We start from the raw sequence: 23,077 nt of genomic DNA, 5'->3' as shown, positions 1-23,077 counted from the left end.
GATGAGTCAGAACGTTTATCAATTTATCGACCTGCAGCGCGTTGATCCGCCAAAGAAACCGCTGAAGATCCGTAAAATTGAATTTGTGGAAATTTACGAGCCGTTTTCAGAAGGCCAGGCCAAGGCGCAGGCAGATCGCTGCCTGTCCTGCGGCAACCCGTACTGCGAATGGAAGTGCCCGGTGCATAACTACATCCCGAACTGGCTGAAGCTGGCCAACGAGGGACGTATTTTTGAGGCGGCTGAGCTGTCGCACCAGACCAACACCCTGCCGGAAGTCTGCGGGCGCGTTTGCCCGCAGGACCGCCTGTGTGAAGGCTCCTGTACGCTGAACGATGAGTTCGGCGCGGTGACCATCGGCAACATCGAACGCTATATCAACGATAAAGCATTCGAGATGGGCTGGCGTCCGGATCTCTCCGGCGTGAAACCGACCGGTAAAACCGTCGCTATCATCGGCGCTGGCCCGGCGGGCCTCGCCTGTGCCGACGTCCTGACCCGTAACGGCGTCAAGGCGGTGGTGTTTGACCGCCATCCGGAAATCGGCGGCCTGCTGACCTTCGGTATCCCGGCGTTCAAGCTGGAAAAAGAGGTGATGACCCGCCGCCGGGAGATCTTCACCGGCATGGGCATTGAGTTCAAACTCAATACCGAAGTGGGCCGTGACGTGCAGCTTGACGACCTGCTGAAAGAGTACGATGCGGTGTTCCTCGGCGTTGGCACCTATCAGTCAATGCGCGGCGGGCTGGACAACGAAGACGCCCAGGGCGTCTACGACGCGCTGCCGTTCCTGATCGCCAATACCAAGCAGATCATGGGCTTTGGCGAAACCGCCGATGAGCCCTACGTCAGCATGGAAGGCAAACGCGTGGTGGTTCTCGGCGGTGGCGACACCGCAATGGACTGCGTACGCACCTCCGTCCGTCAGAATGCGGCTCACGTGATCTGCGCCTATCGTCGTGACGAAGAGAACATGCCGGGTTCAAAACGCGAAGTGAAAAACGCGCGTGAAGAAGGCGTGGAGTTCCAGTTCAACGTCCAGCCGCTGGGTGTGGAAGTGAATGCCAACGGCAAAGTGTGCGGCGTGAAGATGGCGCGCACCGAGATGGGCCAGCCGGATGCAAAAGGCCGCCGTCGCGCGGAGATCGTTCCCGGCTCTGAGCACGTGGTGCCGGCAGACGCCGTCGTCATGGCGTTTGGCTTCCGTCCCCACAGCATGGAGTGGCTGGCGAAGCACAGCGTCGAGCTGGACTCCCAAGGCCGCATCATTGCCCCGGAAGGCAGCGAGAACGCCTTCCAGACCAGCAACCCGAAAATCTTCGCCGGTGGCGATATCGTGCGCGGTTCCGACCTGGTGGTCACCGCGATTGCCGAAGGACGTAAAGCGGCGGACGGGATCCTGAACTACCTGGAAGTGTAATGCGAATACCCGGATAGCGGTTTTATCCGGGTATGGGACTCAGGCCCGATGGTTAATCCCATCGGGCTTATTTATGCGCTTAACAAATTTGCGCTTACTTTAATCACCACTTTTTTTATCTCTGCGGGCTCGGTTATTACGCATCCTGGCTTATGCGGTTCACCCGGCATAAAGATCGCGAACATACCTGGCCTCAGAATGACCGACTGTTCGCCATCAATCGCGTTACACAGCTGATAATCCTCCTCAACGTGCATCTCCTCGCACTGCATTGCGGAGCCGGCTACACCGAAAAAAATCTGCTCTTCGCCCGCCAGTAATATCTGGATATCGATAAACTTCGTATGTAGTTCAGCCTTTTTATCTGCCGGTAACTCCGTCATAAACTGCATCACATTCATAAAGACATTATCCCCTTGAAGTTCAACGCTTCCGGGAGAAAGACTCGATAAATCATGATCCAGGGCGAGGGATATCGCCTGTTGTAGTCCCGACGACACGCCAGCCAACAATGGGTTGTTTACATCACCGATTATCATGGCTTCTCTCCTTGCCCCATAGCGCCGCTCCCAGCAGGCCAGCATCATGGCGATAGTGTGCTGCGCATAATGGAACCTGGTAAATAGCCGGTTCTTGCGCCAGATAGTCCTTCACCAACGGTAAGTACCCATCCGCCAGGCCAATACTGCCGCCAACGACCACGCACTGGCAATCGGTCAACGCTTTAAGATCGGCAATCATCCGCGCCAAAGTTTGTGCCGAGTGCTGAATGAGTAAACGCGCCTGCGGGTGGCCTTGCGCCGCAAAAGTAAAAATAGATTTCGCATCCAGTCCGCAGAGATCGTCAGTTGCCGCCGCGGCGATTCCCCGTCCGGAAGCAATAGCCTCTACGCAGCCGACGCGACCGCAGCCGCAAAGCGGTCCGTCAGGATCGGCTAACGAGTGCCCCAGGTGTCCGGCCAGGCCTCCGGCCCCGGTAAGTAAAGTACCGTTGCTCACCACGCCGCCGCCAACCCCGGTAGAAACGGTAATAAACGCCATATCGCTGACCTTATCAGCCATCGCCTGGTATTCCGCCCAGGCTGCCGCCTGAGCATCATTTATCGCCAGCGTTGGCAGACCGGTTATTTCGCGTAACGTTTTTACCAGCGGGAAGTGCATGAGTCCGCCAAGATTCTGTGGATTAATTGCAATCAGGTTTCCTTCACGAATAATCCCGGTCGAGGCTATCGCGACGCGCTTTGCCCGCATGCACAGAGGCCTGACAAGCGCCTCCAGCGCCGTGTTCAGAGCATCCGCTGTTTTGCTGGCAGGAGTGGGTAGCTCGCGACGATCGCAGAGCAGCAGGTCATCCGTTACCAGCGCCGCAGCAAGCTTCGTACCGCCAATATCTATCGCCAGCGTCGTCATGACTTCGTCTCTTTTAACGCCGTGTTATACCACTGGCAAATATGTTCCAGGCGGGTAATCGCAGAACCAACGGTCACCGCCCACGCACCGTGGCGTATGGCTTCCGCTGCCTGAGCCGGTGTGTTGTAGCGCCCTTCCGCATTCACCCTGCAGCCGGCCTCCGCCAGCGCTTTCACCAGCTCCAGATCTGGTTCATCCGGGGTATACGCCATGGTATAGCCCGACAGCGTAGTGCCGATGATTTCCGCGCCAAGAGCCTGACAGGCCAGGCCATCCTCAAGAGAGGAGCAGTCGGCCATCGCCACCAGCTTATGCTGGTGGATACGCGCCAGTAGCGTTGCCACTGGAACAGGGCGCGCTCGCTCTGTGCCATCAACGGCGATAATATCGGCGCCAGCCTGCATCAATGCATCGATATCTTCCAGATAGGGCGTGATCCTTACCGGCGAATCATCCAGATCGCGTTTAATAATGCCGATAATCGGCACCTTTACCTGCGCGCGTACCGCGCGCAGATTCTCTACGCCTTCAATGCGCAACGCGACCGCCCCGGCCTGCTCCGCCGCCAGCGCCATCGCGGCAACAATCTCCGGCTTATCCAATGGGCTGCCGGGTACCGGTTGACAGGAAACAATAAGACCGCCGTTAGCGCTAATGCGTAAATCCAATTCTTTAAGCAAAGACATACTCGCTCCCTGATAAATATGAATACCCGGCACCGCAGCCGGGCTGTTGTTATCTGGTCTTAACTAAGCCGCTTTTGTTACCACCAAAAGGCACCGCTCCGATTAGAGGTTTACCATCGATCGCATCATGAGTTCGTATCGCTTCCGGCCGAATCCAGCGCTGTACGCGGGACGGCATATCCAGCCCAATCAGCAGGATTACAACGAAGGTCAGACCAAAAGAGAGCGATCCCAACGCGGTACCCAAATCCAAACGCTGGGCAATTAAGGCACCAAGCACCGGCGCAATCGCGCCTCCCAGCGCCCCCACGTTGTAGGTAAAACCAAGTCCAGCCGCCCGCTGATCGGTATCGAAATAGCCGCCAATCAGTTTTGGCAAGATCCCGGAGATCCCCTGCCCTAACATCTGCTGGAAAAACAGAAGCAGGCCAAGAACCCAGATGTTTGTGCCGCCAATTGCAAAGACCGGAATAATCAACAACTGTGAAGCCAGCAGGCTGTAAACATAGGCCTTGCGGGTGCCCAGCCAGTCCCCGAGAAATCCGCCCACACAGCAGCCAACCGCCGCGCCAAACCCGCTGAAAAACAAAATCTTTGCCACCGTCGTCGGGTCATAGGCCAGCTCGGTTTTCAGATAAGTCGGCAGCAGCGCCTGAATTGGCCATGAATAAAGGAAGGCGAAAAGTACCACCACCATCAGCATCACGCCCGTAGGCCAGCGTTTACCGCTGCTCTGCACCATAAAGCTGATAAATATCACCGCGCACATTACGCCCAGCAGCAGAACGATACCTGCATTTTGCAAGCCACCGGCAAAACAGAACCATAGGGCAGTCGCCGCCACGATGGTCATCAGGATGTTAATCACCCGATGCTTGCCGCGATAAAGCAGATCGACCATAGTCTGTACCGGTTCTTTGCCTTCATGATTCTCTTTCCAGTCTTCGGCTTCCGGAATATTTTTCCGCAGCCAGAGGGCAAATACGATGGGAACAATGCCGATGAAAAAAAGCGCGCGCCAGCCCCAGACGGGTACCACCAGGCTATAAACCTGTGCGGCGATAACTGCACCAACGGAAAACCCGGAAATCAGAAAACCGCTGGCCTTATTGCGTAGATGCCTCGGCCAGCTTTCGATAACGTAAGTGGCGCTGGAGCCGTACTCTCCAGCCATTCCCATACCGATAACCAGACGCGCGATAAACATTGTTGTGTAACCCGGCGCAAAACCGCAGGCCAGAGTACCGAGAGAGAACAGAATAATGCTGGTCACCATCGCCAGGCGTCGACCATAGCGATCGCCCATCGCGCCAAGCATCAGACCGCCAAACCAGCGAGAAATGAAAGCCGCTGAGATGAGACTTGCAGCCTGAACGGTCGTCAGGCCAAAATCCCCCTGCACTTCGGTGAGCACCAGGGCGATTAATACAAAATCAAAACCATCAAGCAAATACCCGAGCCAGGCGGCGGAAAAAGCCCGCCACTGGGGACGGCTAAGATGGCGGTACCACGGGATGTTCTGGGGCAGTGTACTCATTTTACTCTCCCGACGATGTTTGTTGTCGCGCCAGGGGGCTTCGCTTGCCCGGCCAGGAAAGAGCAACCGCAGGCCGGAAAGCACTGTCGCCACCCGGCTACCGATCAGCCGTGTTCCTGCATTAGCTGCTGCGCCAGCGCTTTCAGCTCCGGCAAGAATTTTTCGTCTACCGGTGCAAACGGCTTACGGCACAGCGGCACAGAGACCACATCCATATAGTGCAATACGGTTTTCAAACCACGGAATACGCCGGTTTTAATCAACAGGTCGATTACCTTGTTGCACTCACATTGCAGCTGCTGTGCTTTGGCAACATCACCCACTTTCAGCGCCGCGACCATTCCCTGGTAACGCCAGCCCATGATGTTGTAAGTACTCCCAATACCGCCATCAGCTCCTGCCAACAGGCCTGAGGCAAATATCTCATCGTAACCGTTGTACAACACCAGATCCGGATGAGCCCGTCGGATCTGTTCCATCTGGAATAGATCGCCTGAAGTCTGCTTTAGCGCACCGACGCCAGGCAGCGTCACCAGGGTATTGATTTGATCGAGGGTCAGCTTCACGCCGCTTAGCGCCGGGATGTTGTACACCACCATCGGCAAGCCATCAGCCGACTCAATAATGGCCTGATAATGCGCGCAGTGTTCTTCGAAACTAAACGGATAATAGAACGGCGTGACGGCGGAGACAGCATCGTAGCCATAACCTACCGCAGCCCTTGCCAGTTGCTGGCTTTCGAGGGTACTCACGCAGCCGACATGGGCGATAAGAGTCATTTTGCCTTTCGCCTCTTCCGCTACGATCTCCAGCACTTCCTGACGCTCTGTGCCGCTCTGGACAAAGGCTTCACCGGTAGATCCTCCAACATATAGTCCATCAACACCCTGGCGCAGATTAAATCGCACCAGTCGACGCAGGCTCTCTTTATCCAGTTTTTGCTGCCCATCGAACGGCGTAAGCAACGCCGCCATAACCCCACGTAAATTGACCGCCATATCTACCTCTTTGTGAATTTTTAATGATTAACTATGTACCTTTATACCTGTTATACCAGATCAAATAAGCAGCAGAGTAATAGAGAACGCTTATAATGCGATCTACTTCACTAAACGATCCTCAGGATCGTGAGGGTAAACTATGAGATCAGGCTTTCTGACCTAAGGCGTGCCAGGTGGCGGATACGCTATTGAGGTGGGTCTGGAGGGCGCGATCGGCTTCGTCAGGATCGCGACGACGAATAGCATCAACAATAGCGATATGCTGTTGATAGCTGACGCTGTTATGTTCGTGCAGTTCGCGCTCGGGCACCGTTGGCCGGGCGGCGATTAGCCAGTCCAGCAGGGCCACATGGATAGCCATAAAGATTGGATTACCGGGGATTTCCGCAAGCACGCGGTGAAATTCAACGTCAGAGCGGATAAACAGCGCATTGTCATCCAGCGATTGACTGTTGATCTTTAGCGCTTGCGTCAGCTTTTCCAACTGCTCATTGCTGGCGTGTTCTGCGGCATAGCGAACCAGACTGGACTCAAAAAACAGACGCAGCTGTTCAAAATGCGCGATACCGCCAGGGTGAGACAAAAAGTCTTTCGCCATGCCGGAAAGCTCGCCAATGATGGTGTCCGCTGAAGGCCGGGAAACGCGAGCGCGTTCGCCGTTGCTGATCTGCACCAGTCCCTTACGCTTCAGCGCCGCCAGCGCTTCACGAACCGAAGGACGTCCGACGTTAAAAAAGGTCATTAGCTCACGTTCGGACGGCAGCTGTTCACCCTCCGCAAACTCCCGGCGCCGGATCATCTGCTCCAGCTCTTCTTCCACCATTTCAGACAGTTTTTTGCGCGCCAGAGGACGGCGGCCAAGGCTGTTGCCAATGGAGGACGGGGTATCTTCGGCTTGTGGATCAAATGCGCTCATAGGGACCATTGCGTGATTTGTGACAGCATGTGACGGCTGTTCCATCTTAACACAAGAATATTGCAGAGAGCATAAAACAGGCCCCGAAGGGCCTGGTAAGGATTACTTCACGACGCGCAGCGCCGGGCGACCGCCGCGCGGCGGCGGCGTGTCGTCAGGATCGTCGTCGTGATTGTCCGGCTTATCGCCATCAATCACCGACATCACCGTTTCGCTTTCACTCTCAGGCGCGACGTCATCATCGTTGAGGCTGCTGACGTCTTCGTCATAGGCCGCTTCCGGTTCAAACATCGTGCCAGCGCCGTTCTCACGGGCATAGATGGCGAGTACCGCAGCCAGCGGGACAGACACGTTGCGCGGCACGCCGCCAAAGCGCGCGTTGAAGCGCACTTCGTCGTTCGCCAGCTCAAGATTACCTACCGCACGCGGAGCAATATTGAGAACGATTTGCCCGTCGCGCGCGTACTCCATCGGCACGAGCACGCCCGGCAGTGTGACATCCACCACCAGGTGCGGCGTCAGCTGGTTATCCAGCAGCCAGTCATAAAACGCCCGCAGCAGATACGGGCGACGCGGCGTCAGCTGTGATACATCCATTATTTAGCCCCGACCGAGGCGCATTTCACGCTCGGCTTCAGTTAAAGAAGCGAGGAAGGAATCACGCTCAAATACGCGAGTCATATAGCCTTTGAGCTCTTTCGCGCCTGCGCCAACCAGCTCCACACCGAGAACCGGCAAACGCCACAGCAGCGGCGCCAGGTAGCAATCCACCAGGCTGAACTCATCGCTCAGGAAGTAAGGTTTCTGGGTGAAGACCGGCGCGATGGCCAGCAGTTCTTCACGCAGCTGCTTACGCGCAGCATCAGCTTGCGCTGCGGTACCGCTCTGGATGGTGTTCATCAGCGAATACCAGTCCTTCTCGATACGTTGCATATACAGACGGCTTTCGCCACGCGCCACCGGATAAACCGGCATTAACGGCGGGTGCGGGAAACGCTCATCCAGGTATTCCATAATGATGCGGGATTCCCACAGAGTGAGCTCACGATCCACCAGCGTCGGTACGCTTTGATTCGGGTTGAGGTCAATCAGATCCTGAGGCGGGTTGTCCTTCTCCACGTGCTCTATCTCAAAACTGACACCCTTCTCGGCCAGCACAATGCGGACCTGATGGCTATAGATGTCAGTAGGACCAGAAAACAGCGTCATTACCGAACGTTTGTTGGCAGCGACAGCCATGAAAACCTCCAGGTATATTCAGAATTTTGTACTGCTGCCAGCCACTCATGGCCAGCCAGATGTAAAAACCCCATTAGCGCGATGTCACCTTCGTTCACGAATAAAACAAAAAATGAACAATCACCAGCATTTGGGCAGAAAATTGGATGATAGTTTACCAGATTTTGAAGACGTTGTGGTGAGGGGATTCTGGAAATGCTGAAAAAGTGGCGAGAACCGGCGGTAAGCTTGTGGATAACAGTCGTTTTATCCATAAAAAAACCCGCCGAAGCGGGTTTTTTCGCAAATTGTTCTGCGTGAGCAGAAAACAATTAACGTTTGGAGAACTGCGGACGACGACGTGCTTTACGCAGACCGACTTTCTTACGTTCAACCTGACGAGCGTCACGAGTGACGAAGCCAGCTTTACGCAGTTCAGAACGCAGGGACTCGTCGTACTCCATCAGAGCGCGGGTGATACCGTGACGGATCGCACCAGCCTGACCAGAGATACCACCACCTTTAACAGTGATGTACAGATCCAGTTTCTCAACCATGTCGACCAGTTCCAGCGGCTGACGAACTACCATGCGGGCAGTTTCACGACCGAAGTACTGTTCCAGAGAACGCTGGTTGATAACGATTTTGCCGTTGCCCGGTTTGATGAAAACGCGAGCTGCGGAACTTTTGCGGCGACCAGTGCCGTAGTATTGATTTTCAGCCATTGCCTATAATCCCGATTAGATGTCAAGAACTTGCGGTTGCTGTGCCGCGTGGTTGTGCTCGTTACCCGCGTAAACTTTCAGTTTACGGTACATAGCACGACCCAGCGGGCCTTTTGGCAGCATGCCTTTAACCGCGATTTCAATCACACGCTCAGGACGGCGGGCAATCATCTCTTCAAAGGTCGCTTCTTTGATGCCACCGATGTGGCCGGTGTGGTGGTAGTACATTTTGTCTTCGCGCTTGTTGCCGGTAACAGCAACTTTTTCTGCGTTCAGAACGATGATGTAATCACCGGTATCAACGTGCGGAGTGTATTCCGCTTTGTGCTTACCGCGCAGGCGACGAGCCAGTTCAGTAGCCAGACGGCCCAGAGTTTTACCGGTCGCGTCAACAACATACCAGTCGCGTTTTACGGTTTCTGGTTTAGCTGTAAAAGTTTTCATTAAAAGCTTACCCAAATAATAAGTTACACGTTGGTGAACACCCAAACGTTTAGTCAGTTGAGGTTCACACGACATTGTCCAGCAAACCTACCCCTTCGAATAGCCTATGCCGGCACATAGAAAGTTTCGGGAAAAAAACCTTCTCGTAACGTGGGGTCGCAAGATTATAGAGAAGTCGGGGTCAAAGATCGACCCCTTTATGAGATTTTTCAGGCAGCTCCCGGAGCGGCCCTGCGGCCCTGAATTCGCCGGGAAAAGTGTCCTGTCAGGGCATATGCGGGCGCTTGAGGTACTCTTCGCTCTGCATCTCCTGCAGACGCGACAGACAGCGCTGGAACTCAAACTTCAGCCGCTCTCCCTGATAAATGTCGTACAGCGGCACCGCCGCGCTGACCACCAGCTTCACGTGGCGCTCATAGAACTCATCCACCAGGGCGATAAAGCGCCGGGCTTCGCTCTCCAGCTGCGCGGTCATCACCGGCACGTCGAACAGCATCACGGTGTGGAACAGGCGGGAGAGCGCGATATAGTCATGCTGGCTGCGGGCATCCACGCACAGCGTGGCGAACGACGCCGCCAGCGTCTGGTTTTCCACGCCGAGGGTCGGCAGCTCGCGATGGTTGATCTCCAGCGTCGGCCCGGCAGCGCGCGGCGCGCCGGCCAGCGCCAGCCACAGTTTATCCATCTGTTCGCGGGTGTCGTTATTCAGCGGCGACAGCCACAGGTGCGCTTGGGTCAGGGTACGCAAGCGATAATCGATGCCGGCATCAACGTTCATAATATCGCAATGCTGCTTGATGGCGTCGATAGCGGGCAGAAAACGGGCGCGCTGCAGACCATTGCGATAGAGCTCATCTGGCGGAATATTGGAAGTCGCCACCAGCGTGATGCCGCGGGCGAACAGGGCTTTCATCAGACCGCCCAACAGCATGGCGTCAGTAATATCGGAGACAAAAAACTCGTCGAAACAGAGCACGTCGGTTTCCGCTTTAAAGCGGTCGGCGACAATCTCCAGCGGGTCGCTATGGCCCTGCAGGGTGGTCAGCTCTTCGTGCACCCGCAGCATAAAGCGATGGAAATGCAGACGCTGCTTACGCTCGCCCGGCAGGCTCTGGTAAAACAGGTCCATCAGCCAGGTTTTCCCTCGCCCCACGCCGCCCCACATATACAGGCCGCGGACAGGCGTCGCCTCGGCTGCTGGTTCGCGCTTACCCAGCAGTTTGCCGAATTTCGCGCGCAAACCGCCGCCTGACGCGACGGGCGCGGGCTGAGTCTGCAGCTCCTGGTAAATGGTATCAAGGCGGCTCACCGCTTCTTGTTGGACGTCGTCGGGTTGATGGCTGCCCTCTTTCAGGGCTGAAAGGTAACGCGATGTTGGAGACAGGCTTTGCATGATCTAATTGTTATTCCTTGAAAACCGTGATGTCGAAGCTCACGATTGACGAAAAAAAGGCCGTTCTACACTACGCGATGATACGCCAGGATTCCACTTCTGTGGAATTAGCGGTTATAGTGGCACTATCGGGCGCAGGCGGAGAGCCTAAGAGCCACCCTACGGAACCACAATACAACGGGAGATGTTCATGACCTGGGAATACGCGCTAATTGGGTTAGTCGTCGGTATCATCATTGGTGCCGTCGCCATGCGTTTCGGCAACCGCAAACTGCGCCAGCAGCAGGCGCTGCAGTTCGAACTGGAAAAGAATAAAGCCGAGCTTGAAGAGTACCGTGAAGAGCTGGTCAGCCATTTTGCGCGCAGCGCCGAGCTGCTGGATAACATGGCGCACGACTACCGTCAGCTGTATCAGCATATGGCGAAAAGCTCTAACAACCTGCTGCCGGATTCCATGGCAGACGCCAACCCGTTCCGCAACCGCCTGGCAGAGTCTGAAGCCAGCAACGATCAGGCGCCGGTCCAGATGCCGCGCGACTACTCCGAAGGCGCATCCGGTTTACTGCGCGGTGGCGCAAAACGCGATTAATCGATCGCCTCTGCTAAAATATTCTCCGGGCGCGCCCATCGCGCCCGCTCCTTCCCCCACTTCCCGGCTACAATTTAAACCAGTCCCCACATTGTTACCTGCGCAAAAATTCAATAACATCAGGTTATTCAGGACATTTTTCCATACACCTCAGGTTACGAGAGCCAGCATCTAATGAAGAAACAGACTTTGCTGTTGAGTGCGTTAGCGTTAAGCATTGGGTTATCGTTGTCGGTTCTGCCTCCGGCAGCAGCATCCTTACCGACTCAGGTGCCCGGCCAGGGCGCGTTACCAAGCCTGGCGCCGATGCTGGAAAAGGTCCTGCCGGCGGTAGTCAGCGTGCAGGTGGAAGGCACTGCCTCGCCGACGCTCAATATGCCGGAAGAGCTGAAGAAATATTTTGGCGATAACGCCCCGCAAGAACAGGCGCAGCCTTTCGAAGGGCTCGGGTCCGGCGTCATCATCGACGCAGCGAAAGGCTACGTGCTGACCAATAATCACGTCATCAATCAGGCGCAGAAGATTAGCGTCCAGCTGAACGATGGCCGTGAATTTGATGCCAAACTGGTCGGCAGCGATGAACAGAGCGATATTGCTCTACTGCAGCTGATTAAGCCGTCAAACCTGACGCAAATCGCCATTGCTGACTCCGATAAACTGCGCGTCGGCGACTTCGCCGTCGCCGTCGGCAACCCGTTCGGCCTTGGCCAGACCGCCACCTCCGGCATTATCTCTGCCCTTGGCCGTAGCGGCCTGAACCTTGAAGGGCTGGAGAATTTCATCCAGACCGATGCCTCCATCAACCGCGGCAACTCCGGCGGCGCGCTGTTGAACCTCAACGGCGAGCTTATCGGGATCAACACCGCGATCCTGGCGCCGGGCGGCGGCAGCATCGGCATCGGCTTCGCCATCCCGAGCAACATGGCGAAAACCCTCGCCGACCAGCTCATTCAGTTTGGCGAAATCAAGCGCGGCCTGCTGGGCATTAAAGGCATGGAAATGAGCGCCGATATCGCCAAGGCGATGAACCTCAACGTTCAGCGCGGCGCCTTCGTCAGTGAAGTGCTGCCAAACTCCGGCTCCGCCAAAGCGGGGATCAAATCCGGCGACGTCATCGTTAGCCTGAACGGCAAACCGCTGAACAGTTTTGCCGAGCTGCGCTCGCGCATTGCCACTACCGAGCCGGGGACCAAAGTCAAACTGGGCCTGCTGCGCGACGGAAAACCGGTCGATGTCGAAGTGACGCTGGATAAGAGCACCTCCTCCACCGCCAGCGCTGAGCTGATTATCCCGGCTCTGCAGGGTGCCTCGTTTAGCGACGGTCAGATGAAAGATGGTACCAAAGGGGTGGTGATCGATAATGTCGATAAAGGCAGCGCCGCCGCCCAGGTCGGCCTGCATAAGGATGACATTATCATTGGCCTTAACCGGGAGCGTATTCATTCGATTGCCGAACTACGCAAAGTGCTCGAAGGCAAACCGCCGGTCATCGCCCTGAACGTGATCCGCGGCAACGAAAGCATCTATCTGCTGCTGCGCTGATTGTCTCCCCGGACATCGCCGCCATGTGCGATGTCCGAACAACTCATGCTATGCTGCGCCTGACCATTCATTAACGATATCTGCATCATGCCTGGAAAGTTATTACGTTCAGTACTCATCGGTTTGCTTGTCGGGGGCCTGCTGTTGGCCTTGATGCCTTCGCTGCGCCAGTGGCAGCTGGCGCCGACCACTCAGAACGATACGGCAGACGACTCCCCTGCGAGCTATAACGCCGCCGTACGCCGCGCGGCGCCCGCCGTAGTGAACGTCTATAACCGCGCCCTGAACAGCACCAGCCATAATCAGCTGACGCTTGGCTCCGGGGTGATCATGGACCAGCGCGGCTATATCCTGACCAACAAGCATGTGATTAACGATGCCGACCAGATTATCGTCGCGCTGCAGGACGGCCGGGTCTTCGAAGCGCTGCTGGTAGGCTCCGATTCCCTGACCGACCTCGCGGTGCTGAAGATCAACGCCACCGGCGGGCTGCCGGTGATCCCGATCAACCCGAAACGCACCCCGCATATTGGCGATGTGGTGCTGGCGATTGGCAACCCCTATAACCTGGGACAGACCATCACCCAGGGGATCATCAGCGCCACAGGGCGCATTGGCCTCAACCCCACCGGGCGCCAGAATTTCCTGCAGACTGACGCGTCGATCAACCACGGTAACTCCGGCGGGGCGCTAGTGAACTCCCTCGGCGAGCTGATGGGCATTAACACCCTCTCCTTTGATAAGAGCAACGACGGCGAAACGCCGGAAGGCATTGGCTTTGCGATCCCGTTCCAGTTAGCGACCAAAATTATGGATAAGCTGATCCGCGATGGCCGGGTGATCCGCGGCTATATCGGCATTAGCGGCCGGGAGATCGCCCCGCTACACGCGCAGGGCGGCGGGATCGATCAGATCCAGGGGATCGTGGTTAACGATGTCGCGCCGGACGGACCGGCCGCACAGGCGGGGATCCGCGCCAACGACGTGATCATCTCCGTGAATGACAAACCTGCGGTCTCTGCACTGGAAACGATGGATCAGGTGGCCGAGATCCGTCCGGGATCGGAAATTCCGGTAGTCATCATGCGTGATGATAAGAAAATCACGCTCCATATCGCCGTCCAGGAATACCCGGCCACCAACTAAGCGGCTCTCCGGCTGGGGGCTACGTTATTTGCTAAATGCCGGATCGGCCGGGAATCTGACCAGAAACCCGGTCACCATGAATGCAAGGCAATAAAAAGCCGGAACAACGGTTCCGGCTTTTTTGCACGTGCGAGGTTACTTGTTAACGAAGTCTTCACCGAGCGCGATATCTTTCTTCAGGGTGTCCAGCATGCCTTCCAGCGCCTGTTGCTCAAAGGCGCTGAGTTTGCCGATAGATTGACGCTCTTCCACGCCGTTTTTCCCCAGCAGCAGCGGCTGGGAGAAGAAACGCGCATACTCGCCGTCGCCTTCCACGTAGGCACACTCCACTACACCTTTTTCTCCCTGCATGGCGCGAACCAGAGAGAGACCAAAGCGCGCAGCCGCCTGACCCATCGACAAAGTCGCCGACCCGCCGCCCGCTTTCGCTTCTACGACCTCGGTACCGGCGTTTTGAATGCGTTTAGTCAGATCGGCCACTTCCTGATCGCTAAAGCTGACGCCCGGGATCTGCGACAGTAAAGGCAGAATGGTGACCCCGGAGTGACCGCCAATAACCGGGACTTCCACCTCGGTTGCCGATTTACCTTTCAGCTCCGCCACAAAGGTATTGGAGCGGATGATGTCCAGCGTAGTCACGCCGAACAGTTTGTTTTTATCGTACACGCCAGCTTTTTTCAGCACTTCGGCGGCGATAGCCACGGTGGTATTCACCGGGTTGGTGATAATGCCGATGCAGGCCTGCGGGCAGGTTTTGGCAATCTGCTGCACGAGGTTCTTAACGATACCCGCATTCACATTAAACAGGTCTGAACGATCCATGCCGGGCTTACGCGCTACGCCCGCGGAGATCAGCACCACATCAGCGCCTTCCAGCGCTGGGGTAGCATCTTCACCGGAAAATCCTTTAATTTTTACATCTGTGGGGATATGACTTAGATCTACCGCCACGCCCGGCGTAACCGGAGCGATGTCGTACAACGAGAGCTCTGAACCTGAAGGCAGTTGGGTCTTAAGTAGTAGGGCAAGCGCCTGGCCGATACCACCGGCAGCGCCAAGGACTGCAACTTTCATCCTAAACTCCTTATTATGGTTAATTTAGTCTTTCGTTATTCCGTCGCCTGGACCTTAATTCACAAGATGAACAATTACAATGATTATGGCTGAAGAATGCATGATTGTGCGTAGCAATAGAACAGCGGCGCACGTTATGCTTCCTGACTGACCATCCAGCAAAGCGAAGTACCGGATCGACTATTGGTTACAATACACCCAGCCAGTTGCGCAAAACAACACCAACTCAATAACATTTCATTTACTTTTACATGGCTTTAAGCGTTGTGATGAGAACATGTTCCTTATACGGTTTTTTTGCTAAAATATGCCCCCTTCATAACATTATTGACCTATCCCTTCGCGGATTATTTGCATAAAAATTCACGGTTATGCATAATGATGTTGATTTTACCACCATAATCTGGGTGACTTATGCGAAGTTCGGCAAAACAAGAAGAACTGGTTAAAGCGTTTAAAGCGCTGCTTAAAGAAGAGAAATTCAGCTCGCAGGGAGAGATCGTTCAGGCGCTGCAGGAAGAGGGCTTCGAGAATATCAACCAATCGAAGGTTTCCCGCATGCTCACCAAATTTGGCGCGGTTCGTACCCGTAACGCCAAAATGGAAATGGTCTATTGCCTGCCTGCCGAGCTTGGCGTGCCGACCACCTCCAGCCCGCTGAAAAATCTGGTGCTGGATATCGACTATAACGATGCCGTCGTGGTGATCCATACCAGCCCCGGTGCAGCGCAGCTGATCGCCCGTCTTCTCGACTCGCTGGGCAAGGCGGAAGGTATTCTTGGCAGCATCGCCGGGGATGACACCATCTTCACCACGCCAGCGCGTGGTTTCACAGTGAAAGATCTGCACGACGCTATCCTGGTGCTGTTCGAACAGGAACTCTGAGCATTCCCCTCTGGCAACCGTCAGAGGGTGGATTACTCCCTCTTCTCTCCCCCCCCTTTCAACTCAACAAAAATTTAACATTTTGTGTGATTTAGCCTGTCTATACGTTCTTTTACGTAAGGCAAACGCCTAAAACGCACAAAAGATCAAAATCGTATACCTTTATGATTTTATTAGAAATAAAACTTATCTCCGTCTACGACTTGTCATTTTTAATTCTTATCGGTTATAAAAAGCGCAATCCATTGTAACTATTAACGCACAAAACAATTAGCATGGTATTAATATTTTTGGTGATTAGTGTATACTTGTTTTTGTGATGAGGGTCACGAAACAAAGACCCTCAACAAAAAGATTCGACGAGGTGAACATCATGAAAATCAAAACCACTGTAGCAGCTCTCAGCATCCTGTCCGTCATGTCGTTTGGCGCTTTCGCCGCTGACGTTATCAACAGCGAGCAGGCCCAGGGCCGCGAGGCCATCGGCACAGTATCCGTCGGCGCGGTAGCATCATCCCCGATGGATATGCATGAAATGCTGAACAAAAAAGCGCAGGAAGAAGGAGCTTCTTCTTACCGCATTATCGAAGCCCGCACTGGCGACCACTGGCATGCTACTGCTGAGCTGTATAAATAAGTTTTAGATCGTCAACGATTAACCCGACAAAAATTCTCTACCGCGGCCCGGCCTCATTCATCGCCCCGCCGCGGTAAAACAAAGACTGGAGTAAAGATTATGAAACGCGCAATGATCATCGCATCCCTTGGCCTGGCTTCCCTTCTCTCTTTCGGCGCAAGTGCGGCCGTTCAACAAGTGAACGCTGAACAAGCACAAAACCTGCAGTCCATGGGCACCATCTCGGTTTCCCAGGTAGGTAGTGCGCCAATGGACATGCGTCAGGAACTGGCCGCTAAAGCCGAGAAAGAAGGCGCCAGCAGCTACCGTATTATTGAAGCACGTACCGGCGATAGCTGGCACGCCACCGCTGAGCTGTACAAATAAACCCTCGTCGTCTTATTTCGACGACTTGCCCCCGCCTGCCGGGGGCTTTTTTATGCCTGCCGGGCGTTAAAACGTAACTCCCCCTCCAGCTCTTCCTCTGCTTCATCAAATAATAAAATTAATGCCCCAAAGCGCCGACGCTGCTTGTCATTTAAATGGATGAACTCAATGTCCAGCGGCAGCGGCAGCAGCCCACCGGTCACCGCGTCCCATAGCGAATCAAGGTTGTTGACCTTATCCTGAGCCAGGTCGAAGGTCCGGGAGAACTCCCGGTAGAAATCCTGTTGCTCGGCGATTTCGTCAAAATCAAACGTATAGGTGGTCATGACAGCCCCTCCCGCTTCTCTTCCTGTCGCCGTTAAGTATAGCGATAAAAAAACCGACGCCTGGGCGTCGGTTTATGGGTTAACTGCTGGTCAGCACATGCTGGTACTTGTGCAACATCTCAACCAGTCGCCGTACCGGCTCGGTCACCTGCGGCGAAGCCTCCCAGACCCGCAGCTTCTCCTGATAAACATCAAGCTCCGCCAGCAGCCGGGTAAAGTAGCGCCGACGCTTATCATCGCTCCCGGCGGAGATGACATGATCCGCAGTACGTCGCAGCTGGCGATGGAACGCCGACAAATCCTCGTTCACCGGCACGGGCGCATCGCGCAGGCGCTGGTGGGCAATGATTAACGTCAACGCCAGACGGAAACGGGCGACATCGCCGGGAAATTTGTTGAGCAACAAAAACAGCTGCTGATAGAGCGCGGGCAGATGATTCTCTTTGCGACGCGCCGAGTTGGTGGTCAGCGAAGAGACCGCCGCGGAGACAAACTGGTTCAGCAGCACCCGACCGGTTCTGGCCCGGGAGTTATCCCTGACAATGAGAATAACCATCAGAGCGAGGAAACAGCCGACGATCTGCCCCAGCGCGCTGTCGAGGAACTGACTGAACTGGAATTGCATCGGGTTATCCAGCACCAGAATGTTGATGGTGCTCGCCAGCGCTCCCAGCGATCCGAGGCGCCTTTTCTGCACTTCGATACCGATAAAAAACGCCATCGCCGCCAGGCTGATACAGAGCAGCAGCATACTCTGCTGCGTCGCCGGCATGATCACCAGAAAGTACAGGGTACCCAGCGGTAACGCCGCCAGAGTACCGTAGAGGAAGTCTATCGCCACCATTCTCGGGTTAGGTAGACGCATCGCCAGCGCGGTAACCACGGCAATCATTACCATCGCCCCGCTGCCTGAGGTCCAGCCCGTCCACAGCCAGAACAGCGTCCCGAGGATACAGGAGACGGAGGTGCGCCAGAAGTTCACCATCGCGTGGTGACGCTCGGCGGACTCCACTTTAACCACCGTTTCGCCGCGCAATACACCGTCTTCGATACGGCTGATTTTGGTATTGCCCACCACGCCACGCTTAAGCAGCAGGTAACGGGTGGCTGCGCCTACCCAGCTGTAGATGGTGACCGGCGTATTATGCTCGCCTTTCCAGGTCAGGAAGCGACGCATACGCTTCAGCTGCTGGTGAACATCCTGCACTGTCTCAACCGGCTCAGCAAACAGCTCGCGGTAGTCGTCCGTCACCATTTCCGGTCGCGAGTTCTGAATCAGGTAGGTTTCGCAAGCCTGGGTGATAAGCGTTAGCGAGAGGGTATTGATCGCCTTCAGGCGTTGATTCGCCTTAGCCCAGCGAGAGGATTCCATAATCAGGTTACTGCGCATGCCTTCCAGCGCGGTGGTGCGACGCACCAGCGCACCCCAGGCCTGATCCACTTCCTCTTTTTCGCCGTGCGCAACGCATAACTGCATCAGCTTATACTGTGCAATCAGCAGGTTATCCAGCTCAAGGTCGATCTCTTTTTTAATCGAACGCGGGGAGAAAAGCAGATCGGCGACGATGGCGCTGACAATCCCGATGACAATTTCGCTGCAGCGCTCAACGGCAAACTGCGGCGCCAGCATCGGATTGGTGTGGATGGTAATAATGATAATCAGCGCGGTGTAGCCGGCCAGCCCCCAGGCATAGGAGTTTTCGACCTTGACCAGCGACGAAACCCAGGTACAAAACCCTGCCCACAGGCAGCATACCAGCATCATCAGCAGAGGGGCGCGGATCATCAGGATGATGATAACCAGCGCCGCAATACAGCCGATAAAGGTCCCGGCAATACGCAACATGCCGCGATAGCGGATCGCGCCGGAGTACGGCTCTCCCCCGGCGGCAAAGGCCGGGCCAGCGGCGACGATTGCCGCGGTCAGCACCGCCCAGCGTGGCGTTTCGAGCTGAAAATGGAAGCCGACGAACAGCGCCAGCACCACCGCGCATGCAAGCTTAATGGCAAAGCGGAGATGCTGGGGAGCAATAGTATATGTCCCCATAGCGATTAACCGAATTCGCGCAGGCGCATAGCCAGTTTCTGGAAGAAGTTGGCCTGGCTGGTATCACGGTCTTCTTTACCGGTGATCACCACCGTCGCCGTGGTGCCCGATGGCCACAGATTCCCCTGCTGGTGGTCAAGACGAATACGTACCGGCACACGCTGCGCCAGACGCACCCATTCAAGGTTGGAATCCACCGAGGCCATCCCTTTCGAGTCGCTGCTGCTGCTGGCGTTGGTTACCCCCGCAGCGATACTGTCCACCGTGCCTTTAATGGTTTTGCTGCTGCCAAGCGGGGTAATTTCCGCCCGATAGCCAGGACGGACGCCTTCCAGTTTGGTCTCTTCCAGATAGGCCATGACGTAAAATGTATTCTCTTTCACCAGCGCCACCGCCGTGGAGCCGCGAGTGATAAATTCCCCGGTATAGACGTTAAGGTTGGTTACCCAACCATCCGCAGGGGCGCGAATCTCCGTGCGCTCCAGGTCCAGTCTGGCCAGGTCGCGGCTGGCCACCGCTTTCGCCAGCTGATGCTCAACCGTCTGCAGCACATTGTTCGCCTGGTCAATCTCTTCCCGCGACATCGCCTGGACGCCAAGCTTATTACGCCGACCGGCTTCGACACGTTTTTCCTGGGCTAACGTCTGGTAGTAGGCGACATCGGCTTCCGCCTGCGCCAGCGCTTTTTGGTAACGAGGCTGGTCAATAACGAACAATACCTGGTCTTTCTTAACCAGTTGGTTATCCTTGACGTTTACCTGGGAGATCAGCCCGGAGACGTCGGGGGCAATGGCCACAATGTCGGCGCTAAAGCGCGCATCCCGCGTCCACGGCGAGGCGGTGTAGTAAACCCAGGCGCGGAAAATCGCTACGAAGGCCAAAATGACCAGTATCACGGTAATAGCAGTACGGAGGATATTTCTTGTTAGTGTTTTCACATCAACCTCAAACGAACAAGCGCGATATCAAATAAAAAAGGCAGCAATATAGCGCCGTATTAAACAGTGCAGGGTGCCAGACAAAATCGTAAATGCCGGTCGGAACCAGCAATCGGTGCACCAGCCAGAAGATGGCCAGCGACAACAGCAACTCGAAGAAGATCGGCGGAAACGATAAGCCGAAAATCACGATGACAGGAAACAGACTCATGATGACCTTGAATAAGAAGCGTACAGGTAGTGAGCAGATGCGTTTATTATGTAGCTAACAATATATTAACGTAACGATTGCCGCATTATCTACAATGTGTGATCTAAATCACTTTTAAGCCAGAGTGAATAATGGAACGATTAAAGCGCATGTCCGTTTTCGCCAAAGTGGTCGAATTAGGTTCCTTCACCGCAGCGGCCCGCCAGCTTCAGATGAGCGTTTCCTCAATCAGTCAGACCGTCGCCAAACTGGAAGATGAACTGCAGGTGAAGCTGCTCAACCGCAGCACCCGCAGCCTTGGCTTAACGGAAGCGGGTAAAATTTACTATCAGGGCTGCCGTAGGATGCTGTTTGAAGCGCAGGATGTCCATGAGCAATTATACGCATTTAACAACACCCCCATCGGGACGCTGCGTATCGGCTGCTCTTCAACTATGGCACAGAATGTTCTGGCGCGCATAACGGCGAAAATGCTGAAAGAATACCCCGGGCTCTCCGTCAATCTGGTCACCGGCATACCTGCGCCGGACCTGATCGCCGACGGTCTTGACGTGGTGATCCGCGTGGGTGCCCTGCAGGATTCCAGCCTTTTTTCCCGCCGCCTGGGATCAATGCCGATGGTATTATGCGCCGCGAAAAGCTATCTGGCGCAGGCTGGCAATCCGGAGAAACCGGCCGATCTTACCGGGCATGCCTGGCTGGAATATAGCGTGCGGCCGGACAATGAGTTTGTCATTATCGCGCCGGAAGGGATCTCAACCCGCCTGACCCCACAGGGGCGCTTTGTGACCAACGACCCCATGACGCTGGTGCGCTGGCTGACCGCCGGGGTGGGTATCGCCTATGTGCCGTTGATGTGGGCGATCGAAGAGATCAATCGTGGTGAGCTTGAGATCCTGCTGCCGAGCTACCAGTCCGATCCGCGGCCGGTTTACGCCCTGTACACCGAAAAGGATAAACTGCCGCTGAAAGTGCAGGTCTGTATCAACTATCTGACGGAATATTTTGTCGACGTGGCGAAGATCTATCAGGGGATGCACGGGAGAGGGATCGCCCGCTGAAGCGGTTCCCGGCGACGCCGGGAACCCGGTCAGGATCAGGCGGTGCCGCCGACGGTAAGATTATCGACCTTCAGGGTCGGCTGGCCAACGCCCACCGGCACGCTCTGGCCCTCTTTGCCACAGACGCCGACGCCGTTATCCAGACGCAGATCGTTACCCACCATCGAAATCTGCTGCATGGTCTCAATCCCGGAGCCGATCAGGGTAGCCCCTTTCACCGCCTTCGTGACCTTGCCTTTTTCGATCAGATAGGCCTCGGAGGTGGAGAAGACAAACTTACCGGAGGTGATATCCACCTGCCCGCCGCCGAAGTTAGGCGCGAAGATACCATAGTCCACCGACTCGATAATCTCCTGTGGCGTGGACTGGCCCGCCAGCATATAGGTGTTGGTCATACGCGGCATCGGCAGATGGGCATAGGATTCACGGCGGCCGTTGCCGGTCGGCGCGACGCCCATCAGACGCGCATTGAGTTTATCCTGCATGTAGCCTTTCAGGATGCCGTTTTCGATCAGCACATTGTATTGACCCGGCGTGCCTTCATCATCGATAGCCACTGAGCCACGACGATCGACGATGGTGCCGTCGTCCACGACGGTGCACAGTTCAGAGGCGACTAATTCCCCCATATGACCGCTAAAGACCGAGGTGCCGCGACGGTTGAAATCGCCTTCCAGGCCGTGACCGACCGCTTCGTGCAGCAGGACGCCAGGCCAGCCGGCGCCGAGCACCACTGGCAGCATTCCCGCCGGGGCGGCGACCGCTGAGAGGTTAACCAGCGCCATGCGCACCGCTTCTTTCGCCCAGGCATCGGCCCGCACTTCGCCCTCCTGAGAGGCAAGGAAATAGTCATAGCCAAAACGCCCGCCGCCGCCGCTGCTGCCGCGCTCGCGTTTGCCGTCCTCTTCCACCAGTACGCTGATCGAGAGGCGCACCAGCGGACGAACGTCCGCGGCCAGAGTGCCGTCGGTGGCGGCCACCAGAATCAGTTCATAGACGCCGCTCAGGCTGGCCGAAACCTCCTGCACACGCTGATCCGCCGCGCGAGCGACTTTGTCGACCCGGCGGAGAATATCCAGCTTCTCTTCCCGGCTCATACTCTGCAGCGGGTCGATGCTGGTATAGAGGGCGCTGTGCTCTACGGCGCCGAGGGTCTGTACTTTGCCATTGCCGGTCTCGCGCACAATGGTCCGCGCCGCCTGGGCGCTCTGCTCCAGCGCCAGCTTGCTGATCTGGTCAGCGTAGGCAAAGCCCGTTTTTTCGCCGCTGACGGCGCGCACGCCTACGCCCTGGTCGATATTGTACGACCCATCTTTAATGATGCTGTCTTCCAGAACCCAGGATTCGTGATAGCTCGACTGAAAATAAAGATCGCCGTAATCGAGGCGGCGCTCGGTCAGTTGACCAAGAATGGCAAACAGGTCCTGATGATTCAGGCCATTTGCCGACAGTAATTGTTCACTTACCAGGTTCAGACTCATCGTTATGCTACTCGTTTGTTGCCG

Annotated in this window: 26 protein-coding genes; 8 read left to right on the top strand and 18 right to left on the bottom strand. The window is 55.7% G+C overall.

The window, feature by feature from the left end:
- Position 1: 1 nt before the first annotated feature.
- On the top strand, positions 2-1,420 hold the full coding sequence (gene gltD, locus ABLV64_RS11980; protein WP_004206218.1) for a glutamate synthase subunit GltD: 1,419 nt from the start codon (positions 2-4) through the stop codon (positions 1,418-1,420).
- 71 nt (positions 1,421-1,491) lie between these two features.
- Here gltD and nanQ read toward each other — a convergent pair whose 3' ends face one another.
- The 12 genes from nanQ to zapE form a co-directional block, all read right to left on the bottom strand.
- Positions 1,492-1,959, bottom strand: coding sequence for an N-acetylneuraminate anomerase (gene nanQ, locus ABLV64_RS11975; RefSeq protein ID WP_032431149.1), 468 nt, complete (start codon positions 1,957-1,959; stop codon positions 1,492-1,494).
- Positions 1,946-2,830: an N-acetylmannosamine kinase gene (locus tag ABLV64_RS11970; RefSeq protein ID WP_023319220.1), complete on the bottom strand. Its 885-nt coding sequence runs from the start codon at positions 2,828-2,830 to the stop codon at positions 1,946-1,948. The genes nanQ and ABLV64_RS11970 overlap by 14 nt, the downstream gene beginning before the upstream one ends.
- Positions 2,827-3,516: an N-acetylmannosamine-6-phosphate 2-epimerase gene (locus ABLV64_RS11965; protein WP_004206221.1), complete on the bottom strand. Its 690-nt coding sequence runs from the start codon at positions 3,514-3,516 to the stop codon at positions 2,827-2,829. The genes ABLV64_RS11970 and ABLV64_RS11965 overlap by 4 nt, the downstream gene beginning before the upstream one ends.
- A 49-nt stretch (positions 3,517-3,565) precedes the next feature.
- Positions 3,566-5,053 carry an MFS transporter gene (locus tag ABLV64_RS11960; RefSeq protein WP_004206222.1) on the bottom strand — a complete coding sequence of 496 codons (1,488 nt, stop codon included), beginning with the start codon at positions 5,051-5,053 and terminating at the stop codon, positions 3,566-3,568.
- 104 nt (positions 5,054-5,157) lie between these two features.
- Entirely contained in the window at positions 5,158-6,051 is an 894-nt protein-coding gene (gene nanA, locus ABLV64_RS11955; protein ID WP_004206223.1) for an N-acetylneuraminate lyase, read from the bottom strand.
- 148 nt (positions 6,052-6,199) lie between these two features.
- Complete coding sequence (nanR, locus tag ABLV64_RS11950; RefSeq protein WP_004206225.1) at positions 6,200-6,979, bottom strand: transcriptional regulator NanR; 780 nt, start codon at positions 6,977-6,979, stop codon at positions 6,200-6,202.
- 93 nt (positions 6,980-7,072) lie between these two features.
- On the bottom strand, positions 7,073-7,567 hold the full coding sequence (gene sspB / locus ABLV64_RS11945) for a ClpXP protease specificity-enhancing factor (protein WP_002918465.1): 495 nt from the start codon (positions 7,565-7,567) through the stop codon (positions 7,073-7,075).
- A 3-nt stretch (positions 7,568-7,570) separates the two neighbouring features.
- Complete coding sequence (gene sspA, locus ABLV64_RS11940) at positions 7,571-8,209, bottom strand: stringent starvation protein SspA (protein WP_002918467.1); 639 nt, start codon at positions 8,207-8,209, stop codon at positions 7,571-7,573.
- Positions 8,179-8,463 (bottom strand): hypothetical protein, encoded by a 285-nt coding sequence (locus ABLV64_RS11935; RefSeq protein WP_136023330.1) that lies wholly within the window; start codon positions 8,461-8,463, stop codon positions 8,179-8,181. The genes sspA and ABLV64_RS11935 overlap by 31 nt, the downstream gene beginning before the upstream one ends.
- Positions 8,464-8,520: 57 nt before the next feature.
- On the bottom strand, positions 8,521-8,913 hold the full coding sequence (rpsI, locus tag ABLV64_RS11930; protein ID WP_000829818.1) for a 30S ribosomal protein S9: 393 nt from the start codon (positions 8,911-8,913) through the stop codon (positions 8,521-8,523).
- A 15-nt stretch (positions 8,914-8,928) separates the two neighbouring features.
- Complete coding sequence (rplM, locus tag ABLV64_RS11925; RefSeq protein ID WP_002918559.1) at positions 8,929-9,357, bottom strand: 50S ribosomal protein L13; 429 nt, start codon at positions 9,355-9,357, stop codon at positions 8,929-8,931.
- A gap of 265 nt (positions 9,358-9,622) precedes the next feature.
- The gene (gene zapE, locus ABLV64_RS11920) at positions 9,623-10,750 is read right to left on the bottom strand and encodes a cell division protein ZapE (RefSeq protein ID WP_004206226.1); all 1,128 of its coding nucleotides are present in this window, start codon (positions 10,748-10,750) and stop codon (positions 9,623-9,625) included.
- 190 nt (positions 10,751-10,940) lie between these two features.
- Between zapE and zapG the strand changes: the two genes are divergently transcribed.
- From zapG to degS, 3 genes are all read left to right on the top strand, one after another.
- A complete protein-coding gene (zapG, locus tag ABLV64_RS11915) occupies positions 10,941-11,339 on the top strand; it encodes a Z-ring associated protein ZapG (protein ID WP_004206227.1) in 399 nt (132 codons plus the stop codon).
- 174 nt (positions 11,340-11,513) lie between these two features.
- Positions 11,514-12,881 carry a serine endoprotease DegQ gene (gene degQ / locus ABLV64_RS11910; RefSeq protein ID WP_017899931.1) on the top strand — a complete coding sequence of 456 codons (1,368 nt, stop codon included), beginning with the start codon at positions 11,514-11,516 and terminating at the stop codon, positions 12,879-12,881.
- A gap of 87 nt (positions 12,882-12,968) precedes the next feature.
- Complete coding sequence (degS, locus tag ABLV64_RS11905) at positions 12,969-14,027, top strand: outer membrane-stress sensor serine endopeptidase DegS (RefSeq protein WP_002918568.1); 1,059 nt, start codon at positions 12,969-12,971, stop codon at positions 14,025-14,027.
- Between the two features lie 135 nt (positions 14,028-14,162).
- Here degS and mdh read toward each other — a convergent pair whose 3' ends face one another.
- Positions 14,163-15,101: a malate dehydrogenase gene (mdh, locus tag ABLV64_RS11900; protein ID WP_004206230.1), complete on the bottom strand. Its 939-nt coding sequence runs from the start codon at positions 15,099-15,101 to the stop codon at positions 14,163-14,165.
- A 414-nt stretch (positions 15,102-15,515) separates the two neighbouring features.
- Between mdh and argR the strand changes: the two genes are divergently transcribed.
- The 3 genes from argR to yhcN-B all read left to right on the top strand — a co-directional run bounded on the left by argR (position 15,516) and on the right by yhcN-B (position 16,989).
- Positions 15,516-15,986: a transcriptional regulator ArgR gene (gene argR / locus ABLV64_RS11895; protein WP_002918625.1), complete on the top strand. Its 471-nt coding sequence runs from the start codon at positions 15,516-15,518 to the stop codon at positions 15,984-15,986.
- 373 nt (positions 15,987-16,359) lie between these two features.
- On the top strand, positions 16,360-16,623 hold the full coding sequence (yhcN, locus tag ABLV64_RS11890; protein ID WP_017899932.1) for a peroxide/acid stress response protein YhcN: 264 nt from the start codon (positions 16,360-16,362) through the stop codon (positions 16,621-16,623).
- Between the two features lie 99 nt (positions 16,624-16,722).
- Positions 16,723-16,989 (top strand): DUF1471 family stress response protein YhcN-B, encoded by a 267-nt coding sequence (yhcN-B, locus tag ABLV64_RS11885; protein WP_002918627.1) that lies wholly within the window; start codon positions 16,723-16,725, stop codon positions 16,987-16,989.
- A 50-nt stretch (positions 16,990-17,039) separates the two neighbouring features.
- On the opposite strand, the gene ABLV64_RS11880 is transcribed toward yhcN-B, so the two are convergent.
- The 4 genes from ABLV64_RS11880 to aaeX form a co-directional block, all read right to left on the bottom strand.
- Positions 17,040-17,315 (bottom strand): barstar family protein, encoded by a 276-nt coding sequence (locus ABLV64_RS11880; RefSeq protein ID WP_004206232.1) that lies wholly within the window; start codon positions 17,313-17,315, stop codon positions 17,040-17,042.
- A 79-nt stretch (positions 17,316-17,394) separates the two neighbouring features.
- Positions 17,395-19,362: a p-hydroxybenzoic acid efflux pump subunit AaeB gene (gene aaeB / locus ABLV64_RS11875; protein ID WP_032456666.1), complete on the bottom strand. Its 1,968-nt coding sequence runs from the start codon at positions 19,360-19,362 to the stop codon at positions 17,395-17,397.
- A 5-nt stretch (positions 19,363-19,367) separates the two neighbouring features.
- Positions 19,368-20,300 (bottom strand): p-hydroxybenzoic acid efflux pump subunit AaeA, encoded by a 933-nt coding sequence (gene aaeA, locus ABLV64_RS11870; RefSeq protein WP_004206234.1) that lies wholly within the window; start codon positions 20,298-20,300, stop codon positions 19,368-19,370.
- Between the two features lie 7 nt (positions 20,301-20,307).
- Positions 20,308-20,511 (bottom strand): p-hydroxybenzoic acid efflux pump operon protein AaeX, encoded by a 204-nt coding sequence (aaeX, locus tag ABLV64_RS11865; protein WP_002918640.1) that lies wholly within the window; start codon positions 20,509-20,511, stop codon positions 20,308-20,310.
- A gap of 131 nt (positions 20,512-20,642) precedes the next feature.
- Between aaeX and aaeR the strand changes: the two genes are divergently transcribed.
- Positions 20,643-21,572 carry an HTH-type transcriptional activator AaeR gene (aaeR, locus tag ABLV64_RS11860; RefSeq protein ID WP_004206235.1) on the top strand — a complete coding sequence of 310 codons (930 nt, stop codon included), beginning with the start codon at positions 20,643-20,645 and terminating at the stop codon, positions 21,570-21,572.
- A 35-nt stretch (positions 21,573-21,607) separates the two neighbouring features.
- Here the strand turns inward: aaeR and tldD are convergent, their stop codons facing one another.
- On the bottom strand, positions 21,608-23,053 hold the full coding sequence (gene tldD / locus ABLV64_RS11855) for a metalloprotease TldD (RefSeq protein ID WP_065905115.1): 1,446 nt from the start codon (positions 23,051-23,053) through the stop codon (positions 21,608-21,610).
- Positions 23,054-23,077: the final 24 nt, after the last annotated feature.

This window comes from Klebsiella sp. JB_Kp031, from assembly GCF_040064295.1.
Lineage (GTDB): Bacteria > Pseudomonadota > Gammaproteobacteria > Enterobacterales > Enterobacteriaceae > Klebsiella > Klebsiella quasipneumoniae.
Note: the sequence above shows the minus strand (reverse complement) of the source record. Positions and strands in the feature narration are given on the sequence as shown.